Here is a 20,375-nt window from a genome sequence, read left to right on the forward strand (position 1 = left end):
CGTCAGCGGTAGTTCCCGAACATGAGCTCGACCCCGAAGTCGGTGGAGCGCAGCAGGGCGATCGCCAGCTGCAAGTCGTCGCGGGAGGGGGAGCTCACGCGCACCTGCTCGCCCTGGATCGCGGCCTGGACCTTCTTGAGCTTGGCCTCCTTGATCGTCGCCGACACCTTCTTCGCGGTCTCGGCGTCGAGCGACATCTTGAGCCCGATCACCTTGCGGACGGTATCCCCGCCGGCGGCCTTCGTCTCGCCCACGTCGAGGTTCTTCACCGGGACCCCCCGCTTGATCAGCTTGCTCTGCAGGATGTCGAACAGCGCCCGCATCCGGAACTCGTCGTCGGCGGTGAGGGTGAGGGTCCCGTCCGCCCGGGAGAATTCGATCGTCGCCTTGGATCCCTTGAAGTCGTAGCGGGTGGCGATCTCCTTGTCGGCCTGGTTGACCGCGTTGTCGACTTCCTGGAGATCGACGCCGGTGGTCACGTCGAAGGAGCTCAGTTGGGCCATGGTGTAGTACGGTGCGCGCCGAGGAAGGTCAGGGTTCGCGTTCGGGACGGAAAGCGAGGTCGAAGGCGAGCCAGACGAGCTTGGAAATGGGGTAGAGCACGACGGGGGCGAGCGCCATGCCGAGCGGGGCGCCGACCTGGATCGCGTCCCAGGGGACCGTCGGCCACATGAACACCAGCACGGCGACGAAGATCCCCGTGAAGAGGAGTTCGGAGAGGACGAGGTTGAACATCATCCCGCCGAGGAAGTAGTCGGGCTCGCCACGCTCCAGCGCCTTGTGGCAGTGCCCGCACGCCTCGCGGAGGCGGAACCAGTGCACCAGGACCGGCCCTCCGCCACAGTGCGGGCAGCGGAGGGTGACGGCCCGCCCGACCAGCCGGAACAGGTGCGTGAAGCCCTCGAAGGTGAGGTCGAGGTGCTCGTTGGCATCGCGCAGCGATGCGGGCACCGGCGCCAGCGGACCTCCTGTCTCCCGTCCCCCGCCTCCCGTCGGATGCTCAGCCAAGATACGATTCGAGCGCCCGCGCCCGCGACACGTGGCGCAAGCGCGAGAGGGCCTTTTCCTTGATCTGGCGCACGCGCTCGCGCGTGATGCCTAACAAGGCGCCGATCTGCTCGAGCGTCATCGGTTCCTCCCCGTCGAGGCCGAAGTAGAGCCGGAGGATCTTGGCCTCGCGCTCCTTGAGCGACGACAGCGCCTCCTCGATCGATTCCGTGAGCGCTTTCTCGAAGGTCTGCTCGTCGGGAGTGGGGTTCAGGTTGTCGGGGAGGTAGTCGAGGAGCTTGTTGTCCTCGCCCGGCGTGAGCGGCGCATCGAGGGAGAGGTGCGCCTGCGAGATCGACATCGTCTTGGCGACTTCCTCCTCGGTGATGTCCATCCCGTCGGCGATCTCGGCGTGCGTCGCCTCGCGCCCCAGTTCCTGCAGCAGCGCGTTGGCGCGCTTGCCGATGCGGTGCAGCGTCCCGGCGCGGTTGAGCGGGACGCGGACGATGCGGGACTGCTCGGCGAGCGCCTGGAGGATCGCCTGCCGGATCCACCAGACCGCGTAGGAAATGAACTTGATCCCCTTGGTCTCGTCGAACTTGTGGGCGGCCCGGATGAGCCCGAGGTTCCCCTCGTTGATCAGGTCCGAGAGCGAGACCCCCTGGTTCTGGTACTTCTTCGCGACCGACACCACGAAGCGCAGGTTGGAGCGCACCAGCTTGTCCAGCGCATCCTGGTCCCCCTGGCGGATGCACTGCGCGAGCGACACCTCCTCCTCCCGCGTGATGAGCGGGTAGGCGCTGATGTCGCGGAGGTACTGGTCCAGCGAGCCTTCGTCGAACGACGACTTCTTGGAAGCGATGCGTCCTGCAGCCACGTGGGCTCCTGATGATCGGCGGTCGGGCGACGCCGAGGCGTCACCGGAAAGTGGGACGACTGCCCGTGGGTAAACTAGCGGACTCGATCGCCAAGTCGACTCCATCGCACGTGCGTGAGGAAGTCGAGGCGCGAGGTCGAATCCGGGAGATAGCTGTAGTAGACCACCATCGGTTGCCCGCGCACCAGGGAGTCCGGGACAAAGCCCCAGTAGCGCGAATCCAGTGAATTGTCGCGGTTGTCGCCCAGCACGAAGAGGTGCTCGCGCGGCACGACGAGCGGCCCCCAGTTGTTGCGTGAGGGGTGGTAGGAGAACGACGCCTGGGCCGAGCGCACCAGGTAGTCGCGCTGCCAGCGGAACTCGTCGCCCGCCGGATCGGCGCCGGGATCGGTGTGGCGTACGTAGGTCTCCTGCAGCCGCACGCCGTTGCGGTAGAGGATCCCGTCTTCCATCCGCAGCGTGTCGCCGGGGATCCCCACCAGGCGCTTGACGAAGATCTTGGACGGGTCGCTGGGCCACTGGAAGACGATGACGTCGCCGCGGGCCGGCGTGCGGACCGCGGGGAGGCGCCTGCCCGTGAACGGGACCTCGGCGCCGTAGACGAGCTTGTTCACCAGGAGGAAGTCGCCCACGAGGAGCGTCCCTTCCATGCTCCCGCTCGGGATCTTGAAGGCCTCGACCACCAGCGCCCGGATGACGAGAAAGAGGACGACGGCGAGCTGGAACGACTTGGCCCAGTCCCACAGGAAGCGCAGGACGCGTGGCGTGCGCTGGTTCACGCGATCGAGCGCCGCGGCCCGATGCTGGTCGGTGATCGTGACGCGCGTCTCCGACGAGGCCGTGTCGTGGATCATCGTCCCCCTCCTCTCCAGCTGATTCGCGCCCCCAACGCTTCCGCCGCACTGCGCACCGCCCCTTCGCTCGCCTCCGGGACGGCGATCGTCGCCACGGTGAAGCGCCCCTCCGTCGCCACCGCCATGCGGTGGATGGTCACGCCACTTCCCTCCAGCTCCCGGCGCAAGCGCGAGGCGAGGTCCGGCGTCGACGCGGCCGCAACGATCGCCACCCCCCGCGCCGCGCCGCCGCGCCCCTCCCGTTGCTCCTCGCGCACGCCCTCGCGCGATCCGTCACGCGATCCGTGACGCGATCCCTCGCGCGATCCCTCGCGCGATCCGTCGCGCGACGCCACGGACGCCGGTTCGGCAGCGGGGAGAGCGCCTAACGTGCGATCGACGACGTCACGGATGACGTCGCGACGCACCCCCCAGCGCCCGAGCTTCTGCTCGACGCGGCGCACCAGGTCGTCTCGTTCGGAGGAGGACAGCACCATCGGATTGTCGGCAATTAATTCGCGCCCCGCAGGGCACGCAACCACTCGAAAAGATACGAGCGGCGATGGGCGTTGTCCCGCCCCGCCGCCCCGCCCCCGCTAGTCGCCGTACGTGTCGATCTGCGCCCGCTGCAGCGCGCCGGAATAATCGACGTAACACACCTTCGTCTCGGAGTAGAACTCGTACACTTCCCACCCCCCTTCACGGTGGCCGTTCCCCGTCTGCTTCACGCCGCCGAAGGGGAGGTGCGCCTCGGCGCCGATCGTTGGAGCATTCACATACGTGATCCCGTTGTCGAGCTCCGACATCGCACGGAACGCCAGCTCCACGTTGCGCGTGTAGAGCGACGACGACAGGCCGTACTTCACGTCGTTGTTGACGGCGAAGGCCTCGTCGGCGTTGTCGACCCGGATCACCGAGAGCACCGGACCGAAGATCTCCTCCTGCTCGAGGCGCGACCCCGGACGGACATGCGTGAAGATCGTGGGCTCGAAGAACGTCCCCTTGGCCAGCGCGCCGGAGGTGGCGCGCTTGCCGCCGATGGCGAGCTGGGCGCCCTCGTCCTCCCCGATCTGCACGTAGCGTTCGACCTTCCGCACCGACTCCTCGTGAATGAGCGGCCCGACATCCGTTCCGGGCTGGCGACCGTCGCCCAGCCGCAGCTCCCGTACCCGATCGACGAGCATCCCCACCAGGCGGTCATGCACCCCGCCCTGGACGATGAGGCGCGACGTGGCGGTGCAGCGCTGCCCGGTCGTCCCGAAGGCCCCCCAGAGCACCCCCTCGAGCGCCAGATCGAGATCGGCATCATCCAGGACGATCTGGGCGTTCTTCCCCCCCATCTCGAGGGAGAGGCGCTTGTGCATGCGCCCACAGACCTCCCCCACCTTGCTACCAGTCTCGGTCGATCCGGTGAACGAGATGAGCGGAATGTCGGGATGCTGCACGATCGCCGCCCCTACCGTCTCGCCGACACCGTGCACGAGCTGGATCACCTCGGGCGGGAGCCCCGCCTCCAGCATGATCTCCACCAGCACGGTCCCCGTGTGGGGGACGTCCTCGGCGGGCTTGAAGACGCACGCGTTCCCGCACACCAGCGCCGGGAACATCTTCCACGTCGGGATGGCCATCGGGAAGTTGAACGGCGTCACGATCCCGGCCACGCCGATGGGGCGGCGATAGCTCATCGCCCACTTGTTGCGAAGCTCGCTGGGGACCGTGTGGCCGAAGAGGCGGCGCCCCTCGACCGCGGCGTAATACGCCGTGTCGATCCCCTCCTGCACGTCGCCGCGCGTCTCGGCCAGCGGCTTCCCCATCTCGCGGGTCATCAGGTTCGCGATCTCCTCCTTGCGCGCGGAGAGGAGGTCGCCGACGCGACGCAGCACGTCGCCGCGAAGCGGTGCCGGCGTCTTGCGCCAGAGTTCGAAGCCGCGCTGCGCCGAGGCGACCGCCTGCGCCACGTCCTCGCGCCCGGAAAGTGGGAACCGTCCGATGACGTCGGAGTTGTCCGCCGGGTTGATGTTCTCGAAGTAGTCACCCGTCGAGGGGGCGACCCACTGTCCAGCGATGAAGTTCTTGAAGACCGTGGTCATGGCGAGCGGAACGAGCCGTCGAGCGACGGCGAGTGATGGACGGGGCGAGGCGCCGGGCGCCGCATGCCCCGAAAGCTAGCCGGGAACGGCGGCAGGCGAAGTGTCCCGCGGGGGGCCGCCCCTGTCGAGCCGCCGCGAACGCCGAAAGCGGCTACTCGCACATCCAGATGGCGGGGTGCTCGGGCGACTCCCTGGCGTAGCCCGTGCGTGGGAGCACCTCGACGGCGGCAAGGACCATCCCCCAGAGGATCAGGAGGAGCGACAGGACGTGGGCGCGCGCGCTGCGATGACGCCAGGTCCACACGGAGGTCCAGACGCCGGAGAGGGCGACGACTCCGGTGGCGGCCAGGTAGCCGAAGAGCCCGGCGCCGCAGCGGGTGCCATAGGGCCAGAACAGCATCCCCACGCCCAGGGCCACCGAGAGGAGGAGGCGCAGCATCACGCCGAGGGTGGACGTGGAGCCCTGCTTGGCGACCACGTCGGCGCGAGCCTGCTGTGTGGGTGCCCCCTTGGAGGGGAGGAGCGCCTCGTCCGAGATCGACTCGAGCTGCTTGTCGATCTTCTTGAGTTGATCGTCCCAGTTGGTCATGGGAAGAGACGGGAGTGGGGAGACGGGAGACGGGAGTGCGCGAGGCAGGTACGCGTGACGCAGTGGTGCGCGGGACATCGGAGCGCGGGCCGGCTCTCCCGTCTCGGGTTCCCCGTCTCGCGTCCCGATCTCACCGTTCGCGCTCCAGCCCGTAGCGCTCGATCTTCTTGTACAGGTTCGAGCGCGGCATGTCGAGGGCGCGCGCGGTTTCCGAGACGTTCCACTCGAAGGTGCGGAGCTTGTGGAGCAGGTAGGCGCGCTCGGCGGCGTCCTTGAAGGCTTCGAACGTCTCGATGTCCAGGAGCGAGCCGAGACTGGCGCCGTCCGGGGGGCGGGGGCCGCCCAGCCGGGCGACGTCGGCGGCGGTGATGCGATTGCCTGGCGAGAGGATCAGGAGGCGTTCGATCGTGTTGCGGAGTTCGCGCACGTTCCCGGGCCACTCCATCTGCGCCAGCGCCTCCATCGCCCCTCCGTCGAGGATGCGGGGCGGGGCGCCGTCGCGACGGGCCAGCTGGTCGACGAAGTGCTGGGCCAGGAGCGGGATGTCCTCGCGCCGCTCGCGCAGCGGCGGAACGTGCAGCGGGACGACGTTGAGGCGGTAGAACAGGTCTTCCCGAAAGCGGCCGGCGGCGATCTCCTCCTGCAGGTCCTTGTTGGTCGCCGCCAGGACGCGCACGTCGACCTGGATCCGCTTGGCTCCGCCGATGCGCGTCACCTCGCCGTCCTGCAGGACGCGCAGGACCTTCGCCTGCGCCGACGGGCTCATGTCGCCGATCTCATCGAGGAAGAGGGTCCCCTTGTCGGCCTGTTCGAACTTCCCGGCACGATCCTGCACGGCGCCGGTGAACGACCCCCTCATGTGCCCGAACAGCTCGCTCTCGATGAGCTCCGAGGGGATCGCGGCGCAATTCACCTCCACGAAGGGCTTCTGGACGCGTGGGGAGAGACGGTGGATTGCCCGGGCGACGAGTTCCTTGCCCGTCCCGTTCTCGCCGGTGACGAGGACGCGGGCCGGCGTGGGAGCCACCTTCTCGATCTGCCCCATCAGGGTGCGAATGGCGAACGAGCGCCCGACGATCTCGTAGCGCGACTCGATCGACGCCCGGAGCTGCGCGTTCTCCTCCTGCAGCGACAGGTGCTGCAGGGTGTTGCGCAGGAGGACCAGGATGCGATCCGTGTCGAGCGGTTTCTCCAGGATGTCGTACGCCCCGAGCTGCGTCGCCTCCACCGCCGTCTGGATCGTGGCGTGCCCGCTGATCATCACCACGGTCGCCGTCGGGTCCAACGCGCGAATGCGCCTGAGGGCCTCGATCCCGTCCATCCCCGCCATCTTCACGTCGAGGAAGGTGAGTTGCGGGCGCCAGCGCTCGTACTCGGCGATGCCGTCGGCGGCGTTGGTGACCGCCTTGACCTCGTAGCCTTCGTATTCCAGCAGCTGGCCCAGGGCGGCCCGGACTCCCTGCTCGTCGTCAACGATCAGGATGCGACGGCTCATGACACGGCCTTGTAGAGGGTGACCCGCCCCTTCCCCACGCGCACGTCGCCCACGTACGGCGGGATCGCGAAGCCGATGGCCCGTGCGGGATCGCCCGGGGCGACCGCCCCGCGATCGAGCTGCCGCACCAACGAGGCGATGGCGGGCGACGGAACGGCGAACTCGTTCACGCGCACGTCCTGCACGATGAACAGGGCGCGCCCGGGCGCCGCGACCTCCAGCGTCCCCTCGAGGAGGACCCGCTGGCGCGACTGGAGCATCCGAGCCACGGGGCCAAGGGCGTCGATCCCCTTCAGTGCCGCCGGATCGAGGGTGGTGCGCAGGACGAGCCGATCGCCCACGACGGCCGCCTCCACCTTCTCGGCGAAGGCCGGCAGGCGCTGCGCGCGATCGGCCAGCACCAGCGCCGACGCCTCGGCGGCGGTGAGGTTGGTGAAGACGGGGCCGGACTTGCGTCCGAGCGCTTCCAGCTGCTGGCGGCCGCGCTCGCGCCGCTCGGCCGTGAGCGGATCGAAGGTCGCCGTCGACACCGCACGGGCACCACCCGTGAGCGCGGGGAGCCAGCGATCGCGGGTGACGATGCCCGCCACGACCAGCACGGCGACGACGGTAAGGCACCCGACGGTGCGCAGGCATCCGAACATCACGACCCTTCCAGGGCGAAGTGGTGGAGCCGGTCATGGTGCGGCCCGCCGGCCCCCAGCGTGCTGCGCATCAGCGCCACCTCCCGGATCGCGAGCGGCCACGTGGCACGCACGGCGCGCAGCGCGCGCTCGAGCGCCGCGACCTGCTGGCGTGGCACCCCGTCGGCCACCCTGCCTAACGTCACGTGGGCGCGGAAGGGGCGGGTCTCCGGGGTGACGCCGAGGGGGGCAAGGGCAGCGTCGAGGCGCCGGGCCAGTCCGGCGAGCGGGGTGGGAGGGTGCATGCCCAGCCATACGACGCGAGGGCGCCGAAAGTTCGGGAAGGCGCCCGTCCCGCCGACCGTGACCTCGAAGGGAGGGAGCGGCGCCAGGGCCGCGCGGGTGGCTCGCGCCACGCGCGCCTCGTCCTCCTCCGGGCGCTCGCCGAGGAACTTGACCGTCAGGTGCATCAGCTCGGGGCGTACCCAGCGCACCGCGGGGGCCGCGGCGCGAGCCGGCGCCACTTCCCGGGCGATGGCCGACTGCATGGCCTCAGGCAGGGTGATGGCCAGGAAGAGCCGCATCGGGATCGGCCACGGCGGGGAGGACCTCGAGGGCGACGTGCGTGAAACCGCAGTCGCGCGCCGTCTGCACCATCCAGCGGCGCGTGGCGACGTCGATGGGCGGCGCGTCGGGCGGGACGACCACCAGGGCCAGGGTGCCGCGCCCCTCGACGCGCGCCGCCAAGGCGCGACGGGCAAGGGCGCGTGCCAGGGCGTTGGCGCCGATGCCCAGCGAGGGGGAGGGCACGGACGCCTCGTCAGGTACCGACGTCCCGCCGGCCAAGGGAGCCGTCTCGCCGCGCCCGCTCCTCTCATCCAAGGTCATTCGCGAGTGACTCCTCCCAGCACGTTCAGCGATCCCGAGCGGAAGCCGCGGAGGTCGATCGCGACGCGTGCGAAGCCCGCCCCTCGCACCGCGGCCGCCAGCTGCACGGCGCGCTCCGGGGCCAACCAGTGCTGGAGCGCATCCGCGGCCAGCTCCACCCGCGCCAGCTCGTCGTGATAACGGACGCGGAGGTCGCCCGTCACCCCGAGGGCGCGCAGGGCCGACTCCGCCCGCTCCACGCGCGCGAGACGATCGGGGGTGACGGCGGTGCCATACGGCAGCCGCGAGGAAAGGCACGGGGACGACGGCTGCGACCACGTCGGGATTCCGCGTCGCTGCGACAAGATGCGGATGTGCGCCTTGGTGAGTCCCACCTCCGCCATCGGCGACGCCACGCCATGCTCGCGCGCCGCCGCCGTCCCCGGTCGATAATCGCCCGTATCGTCGGCGTTGGTGCCGTCTGCCACCACTGCCAGCCCGCGCTCGCGGGCGATGGGGACCAGGCGATCCCACAGCTCGTTCTTGCAGAAGTAGCAGCGATTGACCGGGTTGGCGGCATAGCGCGGATCGCTCATCTCGTCGGTGTCGATCTCGAAGACCGGGATCCCGAACTGATCGGCCACCGCGCGCGCCGTGGTCCACTGTGCCGTGGGATATGACGCCGACCGACCGATGACGGCGAGGACGCGATCGGGGCCGAGCGTTTCCACGGCCAGGGCCGCGAGGAACGCCGAGTCGACGCCGCCACTGAAGCCCACGAGCACGGATCCGCGGACGCGCAACCAGTCCTGCAACGCCCGTTCGCGTTCGGTTGCCTCGCGCTCGAGGTCAGGGGTCGAGCCCGGCGGGGCCCCCCCTTCGCCCCGGGCCTCCACGACCAGCTGCTGCGAAATGCGCATGTGGTGAAAGCTACGCGACCTCCACCTGTGCTGGCACCCTTTCGGGCGTGCGAACGAAGAGCGACTCGGCCACATGCGCGCGCTCGATCCCCTCGCTCTGGTCGAGATCCGCGATGGTGCGCGCGACCTTGAGCACGCGATGGTAGCCGCGCGCGGAGAGGGCGAGCCGCTCGGCCGACATCCCGAGGAGGGCCCGGGCATTCGGGGCAATGGGCGTGTGCGCGTCGAGCCAGCGCCCGGGAACGTGCGCGTTGCAGGTGACGCGCCGCAGCCGGCGATATCGCTCCCGCTGGCGTTCCCGCGCCGCCACCACGCGCGCGCGCACGAGGGCGGAGGGCTCGCCTTCGCCCCCGCCGCCCAAGGCGGCGATCGCAACGGCGGGGACGTGCACGGTCATGTCGAGCCGGTCGGCGAGCGGGCCGGAGACGCGCGCGCGATGACGGGCGATGTCGGCGGGCGAGCAGGTGCACGTGCGCCCGGCCTGTCCCGCTTGCCCGCACGGACAGGGGTTCATGGCGCCGACGAGGGCGAACTTGGCGGGGAAGGCGAGCGACTGCTGGGCACGCGAGATGACGACGCGCCCGTCCTCCATGGGCTGCCGCAGGGCGTCGAGCACCGAGCGCGGGATCTCCTGCAACTCGTCGAGGAAGAGGACGCCATGATGGGCGAGGGAGACCTCGCCTGGGCGGGGGAGGCTTCCCCCGCCGATGAGTGCCGCAACGGACAGGGTGTGGTGCGGGGCGCGAAAGGGGCGCTCGCTGGACAGCGCCCCTCCCGGCGGGAGGAGACCGGCCACCGACTGCACCGCCAGGACTTCCAGCGCTTCGTCGTCCGAGAGCGGGGGGAGGATTCCCGGGAGGCGCCGGGCGAGCATCGTCTTTCCCCCTCCCGGCGGGCCGACCAGGAGGAGGGCGTGCCCCCCGGCGGCGGCAATCTCGAGGGCGCGCTTGGCCCCCCCCTGCCCCACGACGTCGCGCAGGTCGAGGCGCTCGTCGCCGCCAGGAGGCATGGCCCCCACGGGAGCCGCCGCCGAGCCCCCGTGCTCCTCCCCCCATAGCTCCGGGGGGGCGTCTGCGCCCCGTCGCAGCGCTCGCACGAGGGCCTGCAGGGTTGGGGGGGAGAGGGTGGGGAGGCGCGAGGCCACGCGCGCCTCCCAGGCGTTGGCCGGGGGGACGATGAGGGAGAGGGGCGAGGCGTCACCCGGGGACGACCTGGCCAGGCGCAACGCCACCGGCAAGACGCCGCGCACGGCGCGGAGCGTGCCGTCCAGGCCGAGCTCGCCTAACGCGGCCAGGCGGCTGGTCGCCGACGGATCGAGCTGCCCGGTGGCGACGAGGACGCCGAGGGCGATGGGGAGGTCGAACGCCGTCCCGGTCTTCGGTTGATCGGCCGGGGCAAGGTTGATGGTGTACCGGCGCGGGGGAAGGGTGAAGCCGCTGTTGGTGAGCGCTGCCGCGACGCGTTCCTTGGCCTCCTTCACGGCCCCGGCGGCGAGCCCGACGATGGTCCACTGCGGGAGTCCCTTGGCGGCATCGACCTCGACCGTGACGTCGTAGGCATCCACGCCGAGCACGGCGGCGGAACGAATGGCAGCGAGCATGGCCCCAAGCTGGGGGGGCGCCACGCGGGCGCGCGTACCGAAAGCGTGCGCCGGCTACCGCTCCCTTGCACCAGGGCGTGGGCCGAAGGCGCCCGGTCCGCGGGCGCGGCGGTGCCTAGTTGGCGATGAGCCTGGGAAGCTCGCGCACGAGGGTGTACGCCCCCATCGCGGCCATCGCGAGCGCGACGGTCCACCCGGCCAGCATGAGCACCGGGGGGTGGCGATAGTCGCCGACGATGGTGCGCCGCGTCGCGGCCAGGAGCATCGCCCCCAGGGCGAGCGGGAGGATGAAGCCGTTGAGCGCGCCGACGAGGATGAGTGTCCGGACGGGGCGCCCGATGACCAGGAAGACCAGGGTGGAGATGACGATGAAGATGATGATCACGCGGGCCCAGTGACGGTCCACCCAGGTGCTGGCCGAGCGCAGGAAGCTGACGGAGGTGTAGGCGGCCCCGACGACCGAGGTGATGGCCGCCGCCCACATCACGGCGCCGAAGAGGCGATACCCCACCTCGCCGGTCGCCAGGCGGAAGACCGACGCCGGGGGATTGGCCGGGTCGAGCACGCCGCCGCGCGACACCACGCCTAACGCGGCGAGGAAGAGCACCACGCGCATGAGCGAGGCGATGCCGATGGCGCGTCCCGCCGAGCGCGTCACGGCGCCGATGGACTCGATGCCGCCGATCCCCGCATCCAGCAGCCGATGGGCACCGGCGAAGGTGATGTAGCCGCCCACCGTGCCGCCGACGAGCGTGACGATCGCGAAGACATCCAGCTGCTCGGGGACGAACGCGCGTTCGATCGCGAGACCCACGGGGGGCGACGACGAGAGCGCCACGTACAGCGTGAGCCCGACCATCACGAAGCCGAGCCACTGGGCGAACCGGTCCATCGCCCGCCCTGCCTCGCGGAAGAGGAACAGGGCAATGGCGAGACCGGCGCTGAGGGCGGCGCCGGCAGCCGGCGACATGCCGACCAGGACGTTGAGCCCCAGCCCCGCCCCGGCCACGTTGCCGATGTTGAAGGCGAGTCCGCCGACCGCCACCAGGATGGCCAGCGCCGTCCCGAGCCCCGGGAGCACGAGGTTCGCCACGTCCTGCGCCCGCCGGTTGGCGGCGGCGATCACGCGCCAGGTGGTGAGCTGCGCCCCCAGGTCGAGCAGGATGCTCACGAGGATGGCGAAGCCGAAGCTCGCGCCCAGCTGCTGCGTGAAGACCGCGGTCTGCGTGAGGAATCCCGGCCCGATGGCCGAGGTGGCCATCAGGAACGCCGCCCCGGCGAGGGCGCTCCGCCTGCTGGATCCGGTCCCGGACACGGGCTCCGTCGTCGCGGCGCGCTACGGCGAGCGGCGAGCGCCGGCGGCGCCCGGCGCCGGGAGGGCGGGACGCTCGGGATCGGGCGTGAAGTCCTCGCCCGGGTTCACGTACAGGTCGCGCTCGATACCGTACTGCCGGTCGTGCAGCTCCTTGTACCGGCCGCCTAACGCCATCAACTCGGCGTGGGTTCCCCGCTCGATGATGCGCCCCTCCTCGATCACGAGGATCTGGTCCGCGCTCTCGATGGTCGACAGGCGATGCGCGATCACGAAGGTCGTGCGCCCCGCCCGGAGGCGGCGCAACCCGTCGCGGATCATCGCCTCGCTCTCGCTGTCGAGCGACGAGGTGGCCTCGTCGAGGATGAGGATGCGCGGGTCGGCGAGGATCGCGCGCGCGATGGCCACGCGCTGCCGCTGCCCGCCCGAGAGCTTGACGCCGCGCTCGCCGACGATCGTGTCGTACTTCTTCTCCCAGCTCTCCACGAATTCGTCGACGTGCGCGATGCGCGCCACCGAGCGCACCTCCTCGTCGGTCGCGTCGGGGCGCGCATAGGCGATGTTCTCGCGTATCGTCCCGTCAAACAGGAAGTTGTCCTGCATCACCACGCCCAGGTGCCCGCGGTACTCGTGCAGCCGGAGTGTGTCCAGGTCCTTGCCATCGACGAGCACCATCCCCGTCTGCGGGCGATGGAACGCCATCACCAGCCCGATCAGCGTGCTCTTCCCCGCCCCGCTCGACCCGACCAGCGCCGTGGTCGAACCGGCCGGCGCGACGAACGACACGTCCTTCAGCACGGGTGTCCCCTCGACGTACGCGAAGTCGACGTGGCGGAACTCGATCTCCCCGCGCACATCGGGCACCGGAGCCTTGGGGGCGTCGAGGGCGTCTTCCGTCGCCATGTCGCGAATCTCGCGAATGCGGTCGAGCCCGGCGAAGGCCTCGGAGATCTGCGTCCCGATCGAGGCGATCGACACCAGCGGCGCCGCCACCAGGCCGATGAAGAAGATGTAGCGCACGAAGTCGCCTAACGTCATCTCGCCGCCGATGATGGCGCGTCCCCCCATGATCGTCAGGAGCACCCCGATCACCCCCACGATCGCGGTCGTCGCCGCCCCCACGGCCGAGGTCCCGGTGATCGTCGAGCGCACGTTGTCGAAGAGCCGCTCGGCCCCGGCACCGAAGACCTGTTCCTCGCGCTCCTCGGCCGTGTACACCTTCACGATCCGGACCCCCCCGACCGTCTCCGCCAGGCGTCCCGTGACCTCGGCGTTGATCACGCTTCGCTGGCGGAAGATCGGGCGCAGCCGCTTGAACGCGATCGCCATCATCACCCCGAACCCCGCCAGCACCACCAGCGTGATCGACGTGAGCTTCCAGCTGGTGTAGAACAGGACGCCGAGCGCCAGCAGTGCCGTGACCAGCCCTCCCACCAGCTGCACGATCCCCGTCCCCACCAGGTTCCGGATCCCCTCGGCGTCGGTCATGATGCGCGAGATGAGGACCCCCGTCTTGGTGGAATCGAAGAAGGCGACCGGGAGGCGCAGGATGTGCCGCTGCACGTCGATGCGCATGTCGGTGATGGCCCGCTGCGCCGCGATGCTCACCACCTGCGAGAGGGCGAACGAAGTGATCGCCTGGATGATCGTCGCCCCACCCGTGGCGAGCGCGAGGGGGACGAGGAGGTCGATGCGGTTCCGCGAGAGGACGTCGTCGATGAGGTACTTGGAACTCGCCGGGAGGACGAGCCCGGAGAGGCGGTTCACCAGCATGAGCGCCAGGCCGATGGCGAGCGGCCGGCGGTGCGTCCACATCAGCGCACGCGTCTCGGCCCAGGCTCGCGCCGTGTTCACCTTCGGCTTGGAGGGAGCTGTCGGTTCTGCCATGGTCGCGGGAACGGGTCGGGCGAAAAGTATCGACCACGACAAGCCGGCGCGCCCCACCGACGCGCGAAACCGCAGCGGCGTGCCCCCGTAGGGACCTGCATCCCCTCAGCGCCGAGGCCCCGTCATGTGGATCCTGCTCAAGTCCTTGCTGGCCAGGTGGGTCGTACTCAAGCTCGTGCTGAAGGGACTCGGGAGCCTCGGATGGTTGCTCCCGCTCGCGATCCTCCTCAAGGCGTTCGGGCTCCCCTTCCTGGTGATGCTCGCCGTCCTCGCGCTCCCGCTCCTCCTCGTCCTGGCGGTGATCGGGCTCCCGCTCGGGCTCGTGGTGCTCGTCGGCGGCTTCCTGCTCACCATGACCGTCTGGCTCGTGGGATTGGGGGTCACGGTGCTCAAGCTCGCGCTCCCCTTGCTGCTGCTGTACTGGGTGGTCCGGTGGATGTTCGGGCGCGGCGAGGCGTCGCCGGACATCCCGCTGGAGCCCGAGGCGAGCTGATCCGGGCAACGGCTGCAACGCGTGGCGATCACCGACGGCGCGTCCCGACCGCGGGGCGCGCCGTCGTGCCTCGGGAGGTGTCGGGCGCACGTCCGCCTCGTGCCCCGGGTCGCGTCACCAGTGTGAGGGAGCCGGCGCCACGTCGCGGGGTGTAAGACTGGGGTTTCCCCGAGTTGTTGGCGCCACGCGCGTGCGACACCTTGGTGGCAACGCCACGGGCCGCCTCCTTCACCGTCCCCCAGCCGCGATGCCGCACCGCGACCACCCCTTCGCCGCCCTCGGACAGCGCACGCACACGGTGTCGGAGCTCGCCCGCGCCGCGCGATTCGCGACGACGCTGCAGGAGGTGGCCGAGGCCCTCGCCTCGTCCATGGAGAAGCGGAACGTCCTCGAGGCGATCGTCCGGGTCAGCATCGACGCGGTCCACGCCCGTGCCGGCGCGGTGACCGCGCTGTCGGATGACGGCACGATGCTCTCCGTCGTGTCGTCGGTGGGCTACGACGAGGAGCTCGTGAAGCGCCTCGCGCGGCTGCGCGTGTGCGACTTTCCCGCCATCGGCCGGCTCATCGCCGACCGCGAGCCGCGCTTCATCGCCTCGCAAGAGGAGCTGGAAGCGGTCGCCCCCCTCGTGGCCCGCCATTCCGAGCCCGCCGGGGCGCGCGTCGCATTGCCACTGGCCACGGCCGATCGCTTCCTCGGCATCCTGGTCCTCACCTTCCCCGAGGCACGCGACTTTGCATCCGACGAGCGCGAGTTCCTCGTGGCGCTGGCCCGGCAATGCGCCGTCGCGCTCGAACGCGCCCAGCTCTTCATGCGCGAGCGGAAGGCGCGGCAGGCCGCCGAGGCCGAGAGTGCCCAGCACGCCGGATCGCTGGAGCGCATGAGCGACCAGTACTTCGCATGCGATGGCGAGTGGCGGTACCTGCGCATCAACCGCGCCATGCGGGCCTTCTTGCGCGAGCACGGTTTCGAGCCGGAGACGCTGATGGGCCGCGTCATCTGGGACGTCTTTCCCCGACTCGTCGACGGCCCGATGCATCGCGCCATGCTCCGCGCCAGGCGCGACGGCGTCACGGTCCCGTTCACCGCGCGCGGTACGTACGCCGACACGCAGTACGAGGGGTACGCCTTCCCGCTCGGCGCGGGCGTGGGCGTTCACGCCTACGACCTCACCGATCAGCGTCGCGCGGAAGCCGAGGTCGGACGCCTCACCGCCGCGCTCCGGCGGCGCGTGGAGGAGATGGAAGCGCTCCTCAAGGTGATCCCGGTGGGGATCGGCATCGCCAGCGATCCCGCGGGGCGCGACGTCGCCGTCAACCCGGCGTTCGCCAGGCTGCTGCGCATGCCGTACACGGAGGGCACGTCGACGACCCCGCTCGGCGAGGGTGCCCTCCCGTTCCGCGTCGTGCGCGATGGCGTCGCGCTCCCCCTCCCCGAGCAGCCGCTCCAGAAGGCGGCGCGCGCCGGCGAGGCGATCCCGTACCACGAGCAGGAGCTGCACTTCGCGGACGGTACACGCGTCACCCTGCTCGCCAGCGCGGCCCCGATCCGCGACGAGCACGGCGCGGTGAGCGGGAGCGTCGGTGCGTTCGTGGACATCACCGAGCGCAAGCGCGCCGAAACCGCGTCGAGCGTCCTGAACGAGGCGTCGGCCGCCTTCGCGTCGTCGCTCGACATCGCGCAGACGTTCGCCACGCTATCGCAGCGCGTCGTCCCGGGCATGGCCGATATCTGCGTCATCTTCGTCGTGCGAGAGTCGGGGAGCATCGGCGTCGTGGCCATGGAGTCCACCGATCCCGGGATCCTCGACCGGCTGCGCGCCTTCGATCGCAAGAACCCGGTCGACTCCACGCCCACGCATCCCGTCTGGCTCGCGCTGCGCGACCAGCAGTCCGTCTTCATTCCCAGCGTCCATGACGCCAGCGTCGCCAGCCGGCGCCCGGACGAGCGGTCGGTCGTCGAGTTGGCGCGCGCCACCGGGGCGACCAGCCTCCTGATGGTCCCCCTCGCCGCCCGCGGACGCGTCCTGGGGGCGATGGGAATGGGGACGCTCGGCCACCGACGCCCGTTCGACGAGGGAGACCTCGCCCTCGCCAAGGAGCTCGGCAGCCGGGCGGCGATGGCACTGGACAATGCCTACCTCCTCGCCGCCGAGCATCGCGCGCGCAGCGAGGCGGAGAGCGCGCGGGCCGAGGCCGAGCGCGCCAGCCGGAGCAAGGGCGACTTCCTGGCGATGATGTCACATGAGCTGCGCACGCCGCTCAACGCCATCGCCGGCTATGCGGAGCTGATCGAGCTGGGGCTTCGTGGCCCCGTCACCGACGCGCAGGTCACGGACCTGCGCAAGATCAAGCACAACCAGCGCCACCTGCTCGGGCTCATCAACGCCGTGCTGAGCTTCGCCCGCCTCGACGCCGGGCGCGTGCTGTACGAGGTCACCAACGTCCCCGTGGCCGCCGCGGTCGGCGCCGTGGAGTCGCTCATCGAGCCGCAGCTCCGGGAGCGCCAGCTGCAGTACCTGCTGTCTGCGTGCGACGCCGCCACCACCGTGCGCGCCGACGTGGAGAAGGTGCAACAGATCCTCCTCAACCTCCTCGGGAACGCGGTGAAGTTCACGGCGCCGGGCGGGAAGATCGACGTGTCGTGCGAGGTGGTTGCCCGTCAGGTGCATCTCCGGGTGCGCGACACCGGGATCGGCATCGCGCGCGACCAGCTGGAGCAGGTCTTCGAACCGTTCGTGCAGGCGGGCCGCTCGCTGCGCAGCGCCACCGAGGGGGTCGGGCTCGGGCTCGCGATCTCGCGCGAGCTCGCCCGAGGCATGGGGGGCGAGCTGTCGGTCGAGAGCGAAGTCGGGGTCGGATCCACCTTCACCCTCACCCTCCCCCGCGGCCCCGATCGCACGCCGAGCAGCTGACGCCCCGTCAGGCGCCGTTCACCTCGACCCCGGCGGCACGCCAGGTGCCAACGGCCGCGTCGGCGATCCCCTCCCGCACCAGCAGGATGTCGGTGTCGTACGTGGAGATGGCGAGGAGCGGGATCCGGGCCTGCGCCAGCGGCGTGCTGAGCGCCGAGAGCACGCCGACCATCGAGAACGGGAGCGGGCCGCGCACGGCGAAGGCGGTGAAATCGCGCTCCGCCTGGACCGTCGCGGGAACGAGGGCCGCGGTGCAGATCACCGATGTCTCAGACGCCGTGCGGGTCACGGACACGACGTCGCGCGACCAGGTCGCCCAGTGTGGCCACCCGGCGTCGGGGGCGAGGCGCGCGACGGCGAAGGTCCCTGGAAGCCGGTCGAGGTGGATCGTCATGCCGACCCCCGTTGGCTCGCGCTGGCGGCAATGACCCGTCGCATCAGCGCCAGGTGCCGGCGCTCATGGTCGGCGATCATCGCCACCCACTCGTACAGGTTGAGACGTCCCAGCGCGGGGTGCGGGAAGTGCACCGCCGTGAGCGCCCATCCATCCGCCTCGGCGCCCCACGCCCGGAGCCCGGCGCGCGACTCGGACAGGCGCGCGCGCGCCGTCGGGACGTCCGGCGCATCGACCGGCGTCACGAAGTCCGGGGCCACGCGCTTCGTGGTGGCCTGCGCAAGCCCGGTGTGGGCCAGCACACCGAGCAGCGACGACGTCTCCGACTCGCGTTCCAGCCCGGCGGCCCGGGCGTCCCGCAGCGCGCGGAACATGGCGCGCACCGACGACTGCTCCACCAGGTGCAGGTGCGCCAGGTGCTGCGCCACGCTCCATCCTCCCTCCGGGCCGGCCACCTGCAGCTGCTGGGGGGTCAGCTCGGCGACGAACGCCAGCAACTCGTCGCGAACGTGGTCGGCGTCGGCGAGGAGCTCGCCAAGTCTCGGATGCATGGTTGACATGTCAAAGGAATCGTAAGGAACGCGGGTGGCAGTCGACCGCGCCGCCCGAGGCGCACGCGCCGCTGCAGGAATGCGTGCAGATTATACCGTGATCCGTCGGCGTTGCCCCGCAGCGCACCACTCTCACCCTCCTGGAGCCCCGTGCTCGTCCCCAAGCTCGTCACCACCCTCAAGTCGTACGACCGCCAGCAGTTCGTCTCGGACCTCACGGCGGGGACGATCGTCGGCATCGTAGCCCTGCCGCTGGCCATCGCCTTCGCGATCGCGAGCGGCGTCACGCCGGAGCGGGGACTCTACACGGCCATCGTCGCCGGATTCCTGATTTCCGCGCTTGGCGGGTCGCGCGTGCAGATCGGCGGTCCCACGGGCGCCTTCGTGGTGATCGTCTACGGGATCGTGCAACAGTACGGGCTGGAGGGGCTCACGGCGGCGACGTTGATGGCGGGGGTGATACTGGTGCTGATGGGGGTCGCCCGGCTGGGGACGATCATCAAGTTCATTCCGCAGCCTCTCATCACCGGTTTCACCAGCGGCATCGCCGTGATCATCTTCACGAGCCAGGTGAAGGACTTCCTGGGGCTGAAGATGGGGTCGGTCCCCGCCGACTTCGTGGAGAAGGTCGGCGCGTACGCCGAGCACATCACGAGCATCACCCCCGAAGCCATCGGCGTCGCCGTCGTGGCGCTGGCCATCATCATCTGGTGGCCCAGGGTCAACCGGAAGATGCCCTCGCCCTTCGTCGCGCTGATCGTCACGACGGCCGGCGCCCAGCTGCTCGGCCTTCCCATCGAGACGATCGGAAGCCGCTTCGGCGAGCTGTCCGCCTCGCTGCCGCATCCCGTCTGGCCCGACATCCGGTTCTCGGACCTGCAGCGCCTGGTTTCGCCGGCATTCACGATCGCGCTCCTCGGGGCCATCGAGTCGCTCCTATCGGCGGTCGTCGCGGACGGGATGATCGGGTCGCGGCACCGCTCCAACATGGAGCTCGTGGCGCAGGGCGTGGCCAACATCGCCTCGCCGATCTTTGGCGGGATCCCGGCGACCGGGGCCATCGCGCGGACGGCGACCAACGTGAAGAACGGGGGACGCACGCCGGTGGCGGGGATGGTCCACGCGCTCGTCCTCCTGCTCATCACGCTCTTCTTCGGGAAGTGGGCGGGGTTGATCCCGATGGCGACGCTGGCGGCGATCCTGGTGGTGGTGGCGTACCACATGAGCGAGTGGCGCACCTTCGTCGACGAGCTGCGGGGGCCGCGGGCCGACGTGGCGGTGCTCCTGGTGTCGTTCGTCCTCACGGTCATCGTCGACCTCACCGTGGCCATCGAGGTCGGGATGGTGCTCGCCGCGTTCCTGTTCATGCACCGGATGTCGGAGGTGACGCAGGTGAGCGCGGTGCGTCGCGAGCTGCAACGCGAGCAGGGGGCGGAGGACGACGACGAAGACGACCGGGGCGCCGCCGCGACGCACGACATCCCCGAGGGGGTCGACGTCTACGAGATCACCGGCGCCTTCTTCTTCGGGGCGGCGGAGACGTTCAAGGACACCGTGAACCAGGTGGCACGCAAGCCGAAGGTGCTGGTGATCCGGATGCGCCACGTCTCGATGCTCGACGCCACGGGGCTGCGCGCGCTGCGCGACGTGGTCAGGCGCAGCAAGGGGGACCGGGCGCTGGTCCTGATCGCCGAGATCCACGCGCAACCGCTGGCGGCGCTGGAGCGCTCGCCGCTCGCGGAGGAGCTGGGGCGCGACGCGATCTTCCTGTCGCTCGACGACGCGCTCGATCGCGCCCGGAGCTACCTGGCGGCCCGCACGCCGACGCCGCCGAGGGGGGGGCCGTCCGCCGGGACGCGTTAGGCAGACCGGGCGCGTCAGGCAGACGGGGCACGTGGGGCCGCCGGGACGCGCGGCGCGAGCGGGACGCCCCGGCGCAGGGG

At 70.6% G+C, this 20,375-nt stretch carries 19 protein-coding genes; 3 read left to right on the plus strand and 16 right to left on the minus strand.

The genetic code is table 11. From position 1 onward, the window contains the following. Window positions 1-2: 2 nt before the first annotated feature. The 14 genes from ABS52_09635 to ABS52_09700 all read right to left on the minus strand — a co-directional run bounded on the left by ABS52_09635 (window position 3) and on the right by ABS52_09700 (window position 14,047). Window positions 3-503 (minus strand): YajQ family cyclic di-GMP-binding protein, encoded by a 501-nt coding sequence (locus ABS52_09635; protein ID ODT03455.1) that lies wholly within the window; start codon window positions 501-503, stop codon window positions 3-5. Between the two features lie 28 nt (window positions 504-531). Beyond that, complete coding sequence (locus ABS52_09640) at window positions 532-1,008, minus strand: hypothetical protein (protein ID ODT03456.1); 477 nt, start codon at window positions 1,006-1,008, stop codon at window positions 532-534. Continuing rightward, window positions 1,001-1,864, minus strand: a complete 864-nt coding sequence (locus tag ABS52_09645; GenBank protein ID ODT03457.1) for an RNA polymerase subunit sigma — start codon at window positions 1,862-1,864, stop codon at window positions 1,001-1,003. The genes ABS52_09640 and ABS52_09645 overlap by 8 nt, the downstream gene beginning before the upstream one ends. 74 nt (window positions 1,865-1,938) lie before the next feature. After that, on the minus strand, window positions 1,939-2,643 hold the full coding sequence (locus ABS52_09650) for a signal peptidase I (GenBank protein ID ODT03485.1): 705 nt from the start codon (window positions 2,641-2,643) through the stop codon (window positions 1,939-1,941). Window positions 2,644-2,714: 71 nt separating this feature from the next. Next, window positions 2,715-3,194 carry a hypothetical protein gene (locus ABS52_09655; protein ODT03458.1) on the minus strand — a complete coding sequence of 160 codons (480 nt, stop codon included), beginning with the start codon at window positions 3,192-3,194 and terminating at the stop codon, window positions 2,715-2,717. 99 nt (window positions 3,195-3,293) lie between these two features. Next, window positions 3,294-4,787 carry an aldehyde dehydrogenase gene (locus tag ABS52_09660; GenBank protein ODT03459.1) on the minus strand — a complete coding sequence of 498 codons (1,494 nt, stop codon included), beginning with the start codon at window positions 4,785-4,787 and terminating at the stop codon, window positions 3,294-3,296. 151 nt (window positions 4,788-4,938) lie between these two features. Continuing rightward, window positions 4,939-5,376 (minus strand): hypothetical protein, encoded by a 438-nt coding sequence (locus ABS52_09665; GenBank protein ID ODT03460.1) that lies wholly within the window; start codon window positions 5,374-5,376, stop codon window positions 4,939-4,941. Between the two features lie 130 nt (window positions 5,377-5,506). Then, window positions 5,507-6,871: a Fis family transcriptional regulator gene (locus ABS52_09670; protein ODT03461.1), complete on the minus strand. Its 1,365-nt coding sequence runs from the start codon at window positions 6,869-6,871 to the stop codon at window positions 5,507-5,509. After that, window positions 6,868-7,515, minus strand: a complete 648-nt coding sequence (locus ABS52_09675) for a hypothetical protein (protein ODT03462.1) — start codon at window positions 7,513-7,515, stop codon at window positions 6,868-6,870. Before ABS52_09675 ends, ABS52_09670 begins: the two co-directional genes overlap by 4 nt. After that, entirely contained in the window at window positions 7,515-8,084 is a 570-nt protein-coding gene (locus tag ABS52_09680; GenBank protein ID ODT03486.1) for a 2'-5' RNA ligase, read from the minus strand. Before ABS52_09680 ends, ABS52_09675 begins: the two co-directional genes overlap by 1 nt. Window positions 8,085-8,378: 294 nt before the next feature. Beyond that, the gene (locus tag ABS52_09685) at window positions 8,379-9,176 is read right to left on the minus strand and encodes a TIGR00268 family protein (GenBank protein ODT03487.1); all 798 of its coding nucleotides are present in this window, start codon (window positions 9,174-9,176) and stop codon (window positions 8,379-8,381) included. A gap of 115 nt (window positions 9,177-9,291) precedes the next feature. Continuing rightward, window positions 9,292-10,881: a hypothetical protein gene (locus ABS52_09690; protein ODT03463.1), complete on the minus strand. Its 1,590-nt coding sequence runs from the start codon at window positions 10,879-10,881 to the stop codon at window positions 9,292-9,294. A gap of 115 nt (window positions 10,882-10,996) precedes the next feature. After that, window positions 10,997-12,142 (minus strand): hypothetical protein, encoded by a 1,146-nt coding sequence (locus ABS52_09695; GenBank protein ID ODT03464.1) that lies wholly within the window; start codon window positions 12,140-12,142, stop codon window positions 10,997-10,999. A 75-nt stretch (window positions 12,143-12,217) separates the two neighbouring features. Continuing rightward, window positions 12,218-14,047 (minus strand): ABC transporter permease, encoded by a 1,830-nt coding sequence (locus ABS52_09700; GenBank protein ID ODT03465.1) that lies wholly within the window; start codon window positions 14,045-14,047, stop codon window positions 12,218-12,220. Window positions 14,048-14,258: 211 nt separating this feature from the next. Here ABS52_09700 and ABS52_09705 point away from each other — a divergent pair, with 211 nt between their 5' ends. Both ABS52_09705 and ABS52_09710 read left to right on the plus strand, forming a co-directional pair. After that, the gene (locus ABS52_09705; GenBank protein ODT03488.1) at window positions 14,259-14,573 is read left to right on the plus strand and encodes a hypothetical protein; all 315 of its coding nucleotides are present in this window, start codon (window positions 14,259-14,261) and stop codon (window positions 14,571-14,573) included. A gap of 247 nt (window positions 14,574-14,820) precedes the next feature. Continuing rightward, the gene (locus ABS52_09710; protein ID ODT03466.1) at window positions 14,821-17,487 is read left to right on the plus strand and encodes a hypothetical protein; all 2,667 of its coding nucleotides are present in this window, start codon (window positions 14,821-14,823) and stop codon (window positions 17,485-17,487) included. Window positions 17,488-17,494: 7 nt separating this feature from the next. Here the strand turns inward: ABS52_09710 and ABS52_09715 are convergent, their stop codons facing one another. Both ABS52_09715 and ABS52_09720 read right to left on the minus strand, forming a co-directional pair. Next, on the minus strand, window positions 17,495-17,881 hold the full coding sequence (locus ABS52_09715) for a hypothetical protein (GenBank protein ID ODT03467.1): 387 nt from the start codon (window positions 17,879-17,881) through the stop codon (window positions 17,495-17,497). Then, complete coding sequence (locus tag ABS52_09720) at window positions 17,878-18,432, minus strand: hypothetical protein (GenBank protein ID ODT03468.1); 555 nt, start codon at window positions 18,430-18,432, stop codon at window positions 17,878-17,880. The genes ABS52_09715 and ABS52_09720 overlap by 4 nt, the downstream gene beginning before the upstream one ends. A 150-nt stretch (window positions 18,433-18,582) precedes the next feature. Between ABS52_09720 and ABS52_09725 the strand changes: the two genes are divergently transcribed. After that, entirely contained in the window at window positions 18,583-20,295 is a 1,713-nt protein-coding gene (locus ABS52_09725; protein ID ODT03469.1) for a sodium-independent anion transporter, read from the plus strand. The last annotated feature ends 80 nt before the right edge of the window (window positions 20,296-20,375 follow it).

It is taken from the genome of Gemmatimonadetes bacterium SCN 70-22, from assembly GCA_001724275.1.
In the GTDB taxonomy this organism is placed as follows: Bacteria; Gemmatimonadota; Gemmatimonadetes; order Gemmatimonadales; family Gemmatimonadaceae; genus SCN-70-22.

Excerpts from the sequence above, each read along its gene's own strand:
- ABS52_09710 (ODT03466.1), top strand. The coding sequence starts at position 14,821 with ATGCCGCACCGCGACCACCCCTTCGCCGCCCTCGGACAGCGCACGCAC.
- ABS52_09695 (ODT03464.1), bottom strand. The coding sequence starts at position 12,142 with ATGGCCACCTCGGCCATCGGGCCGGGATTCCTCACGCAGACCGCGGTC.
- ABS52_09720 (ODT03468.1), bottom strand. The coding sequence starts at position 18,432 with ATGCATCCGAGACTTGGCGAGCTCCTCGCCGACGCCGACCACGTTCGC.
- ABS52_09635 (ODT03455.1), bottom strand. The coding sequence starts at position 503 with ATGGCCCAACTGAGCTCCTTCGACGTGACCACCGGCGTCGATCTCCAG.
- ABS52_09690 (ODT03463.1), bottom strand. The coding sequence starts at position 10,881 with ATGCTCGCTGCCATTCGTTCCGCCGCCGTGCTCGGCGTGGATGCCTAC.
- ABS52_09675 (ODT03462.1), bottom strand. The coding sequence starts at position 7,515 with ATGTTCGGATGCCTGCGCACCGTCGGGTGCCTTACCGTCGTCGCCGTG.
- ABS52_09665 (ODT03460.1), bottom strand. The coding sequence starts at position 5,376 with ATGACCAACTGGGACGATCAACTCAAGAAGATCGACAAGCAGCTCGAG.
- ABS52_09715 (ODT03467.1), bottom strand. The coding sequence starts at position 17,881 with ATGACGATCCACCTCGACCGGCTTCCAGGGACCTTCGCCGTCGCGCGC.
- ABS52_09670 (ODT03461.1), bottom strand. The coding sequence starts at position 6,871 with ATGAGCCGTCGCATCCTGATCGTTGACGACGAGCAGGGAGTCCGGGCC.
- ABS52_09660 (ODT03459.1), bottom strand. The coding sequence starts at position 4,787 with ATGACCACGGTCTTCAAGAACTTCATCGCTGGACAGTGGGTCGCCCCC.
- ABS52_09655 (ODT03458.1), bottom strand. The coding sequence starts at position 3,194 with ATGGTGCTGTCCTCCTCCGAACGAGACGACCTGGTGCGCCGCGTCGAG.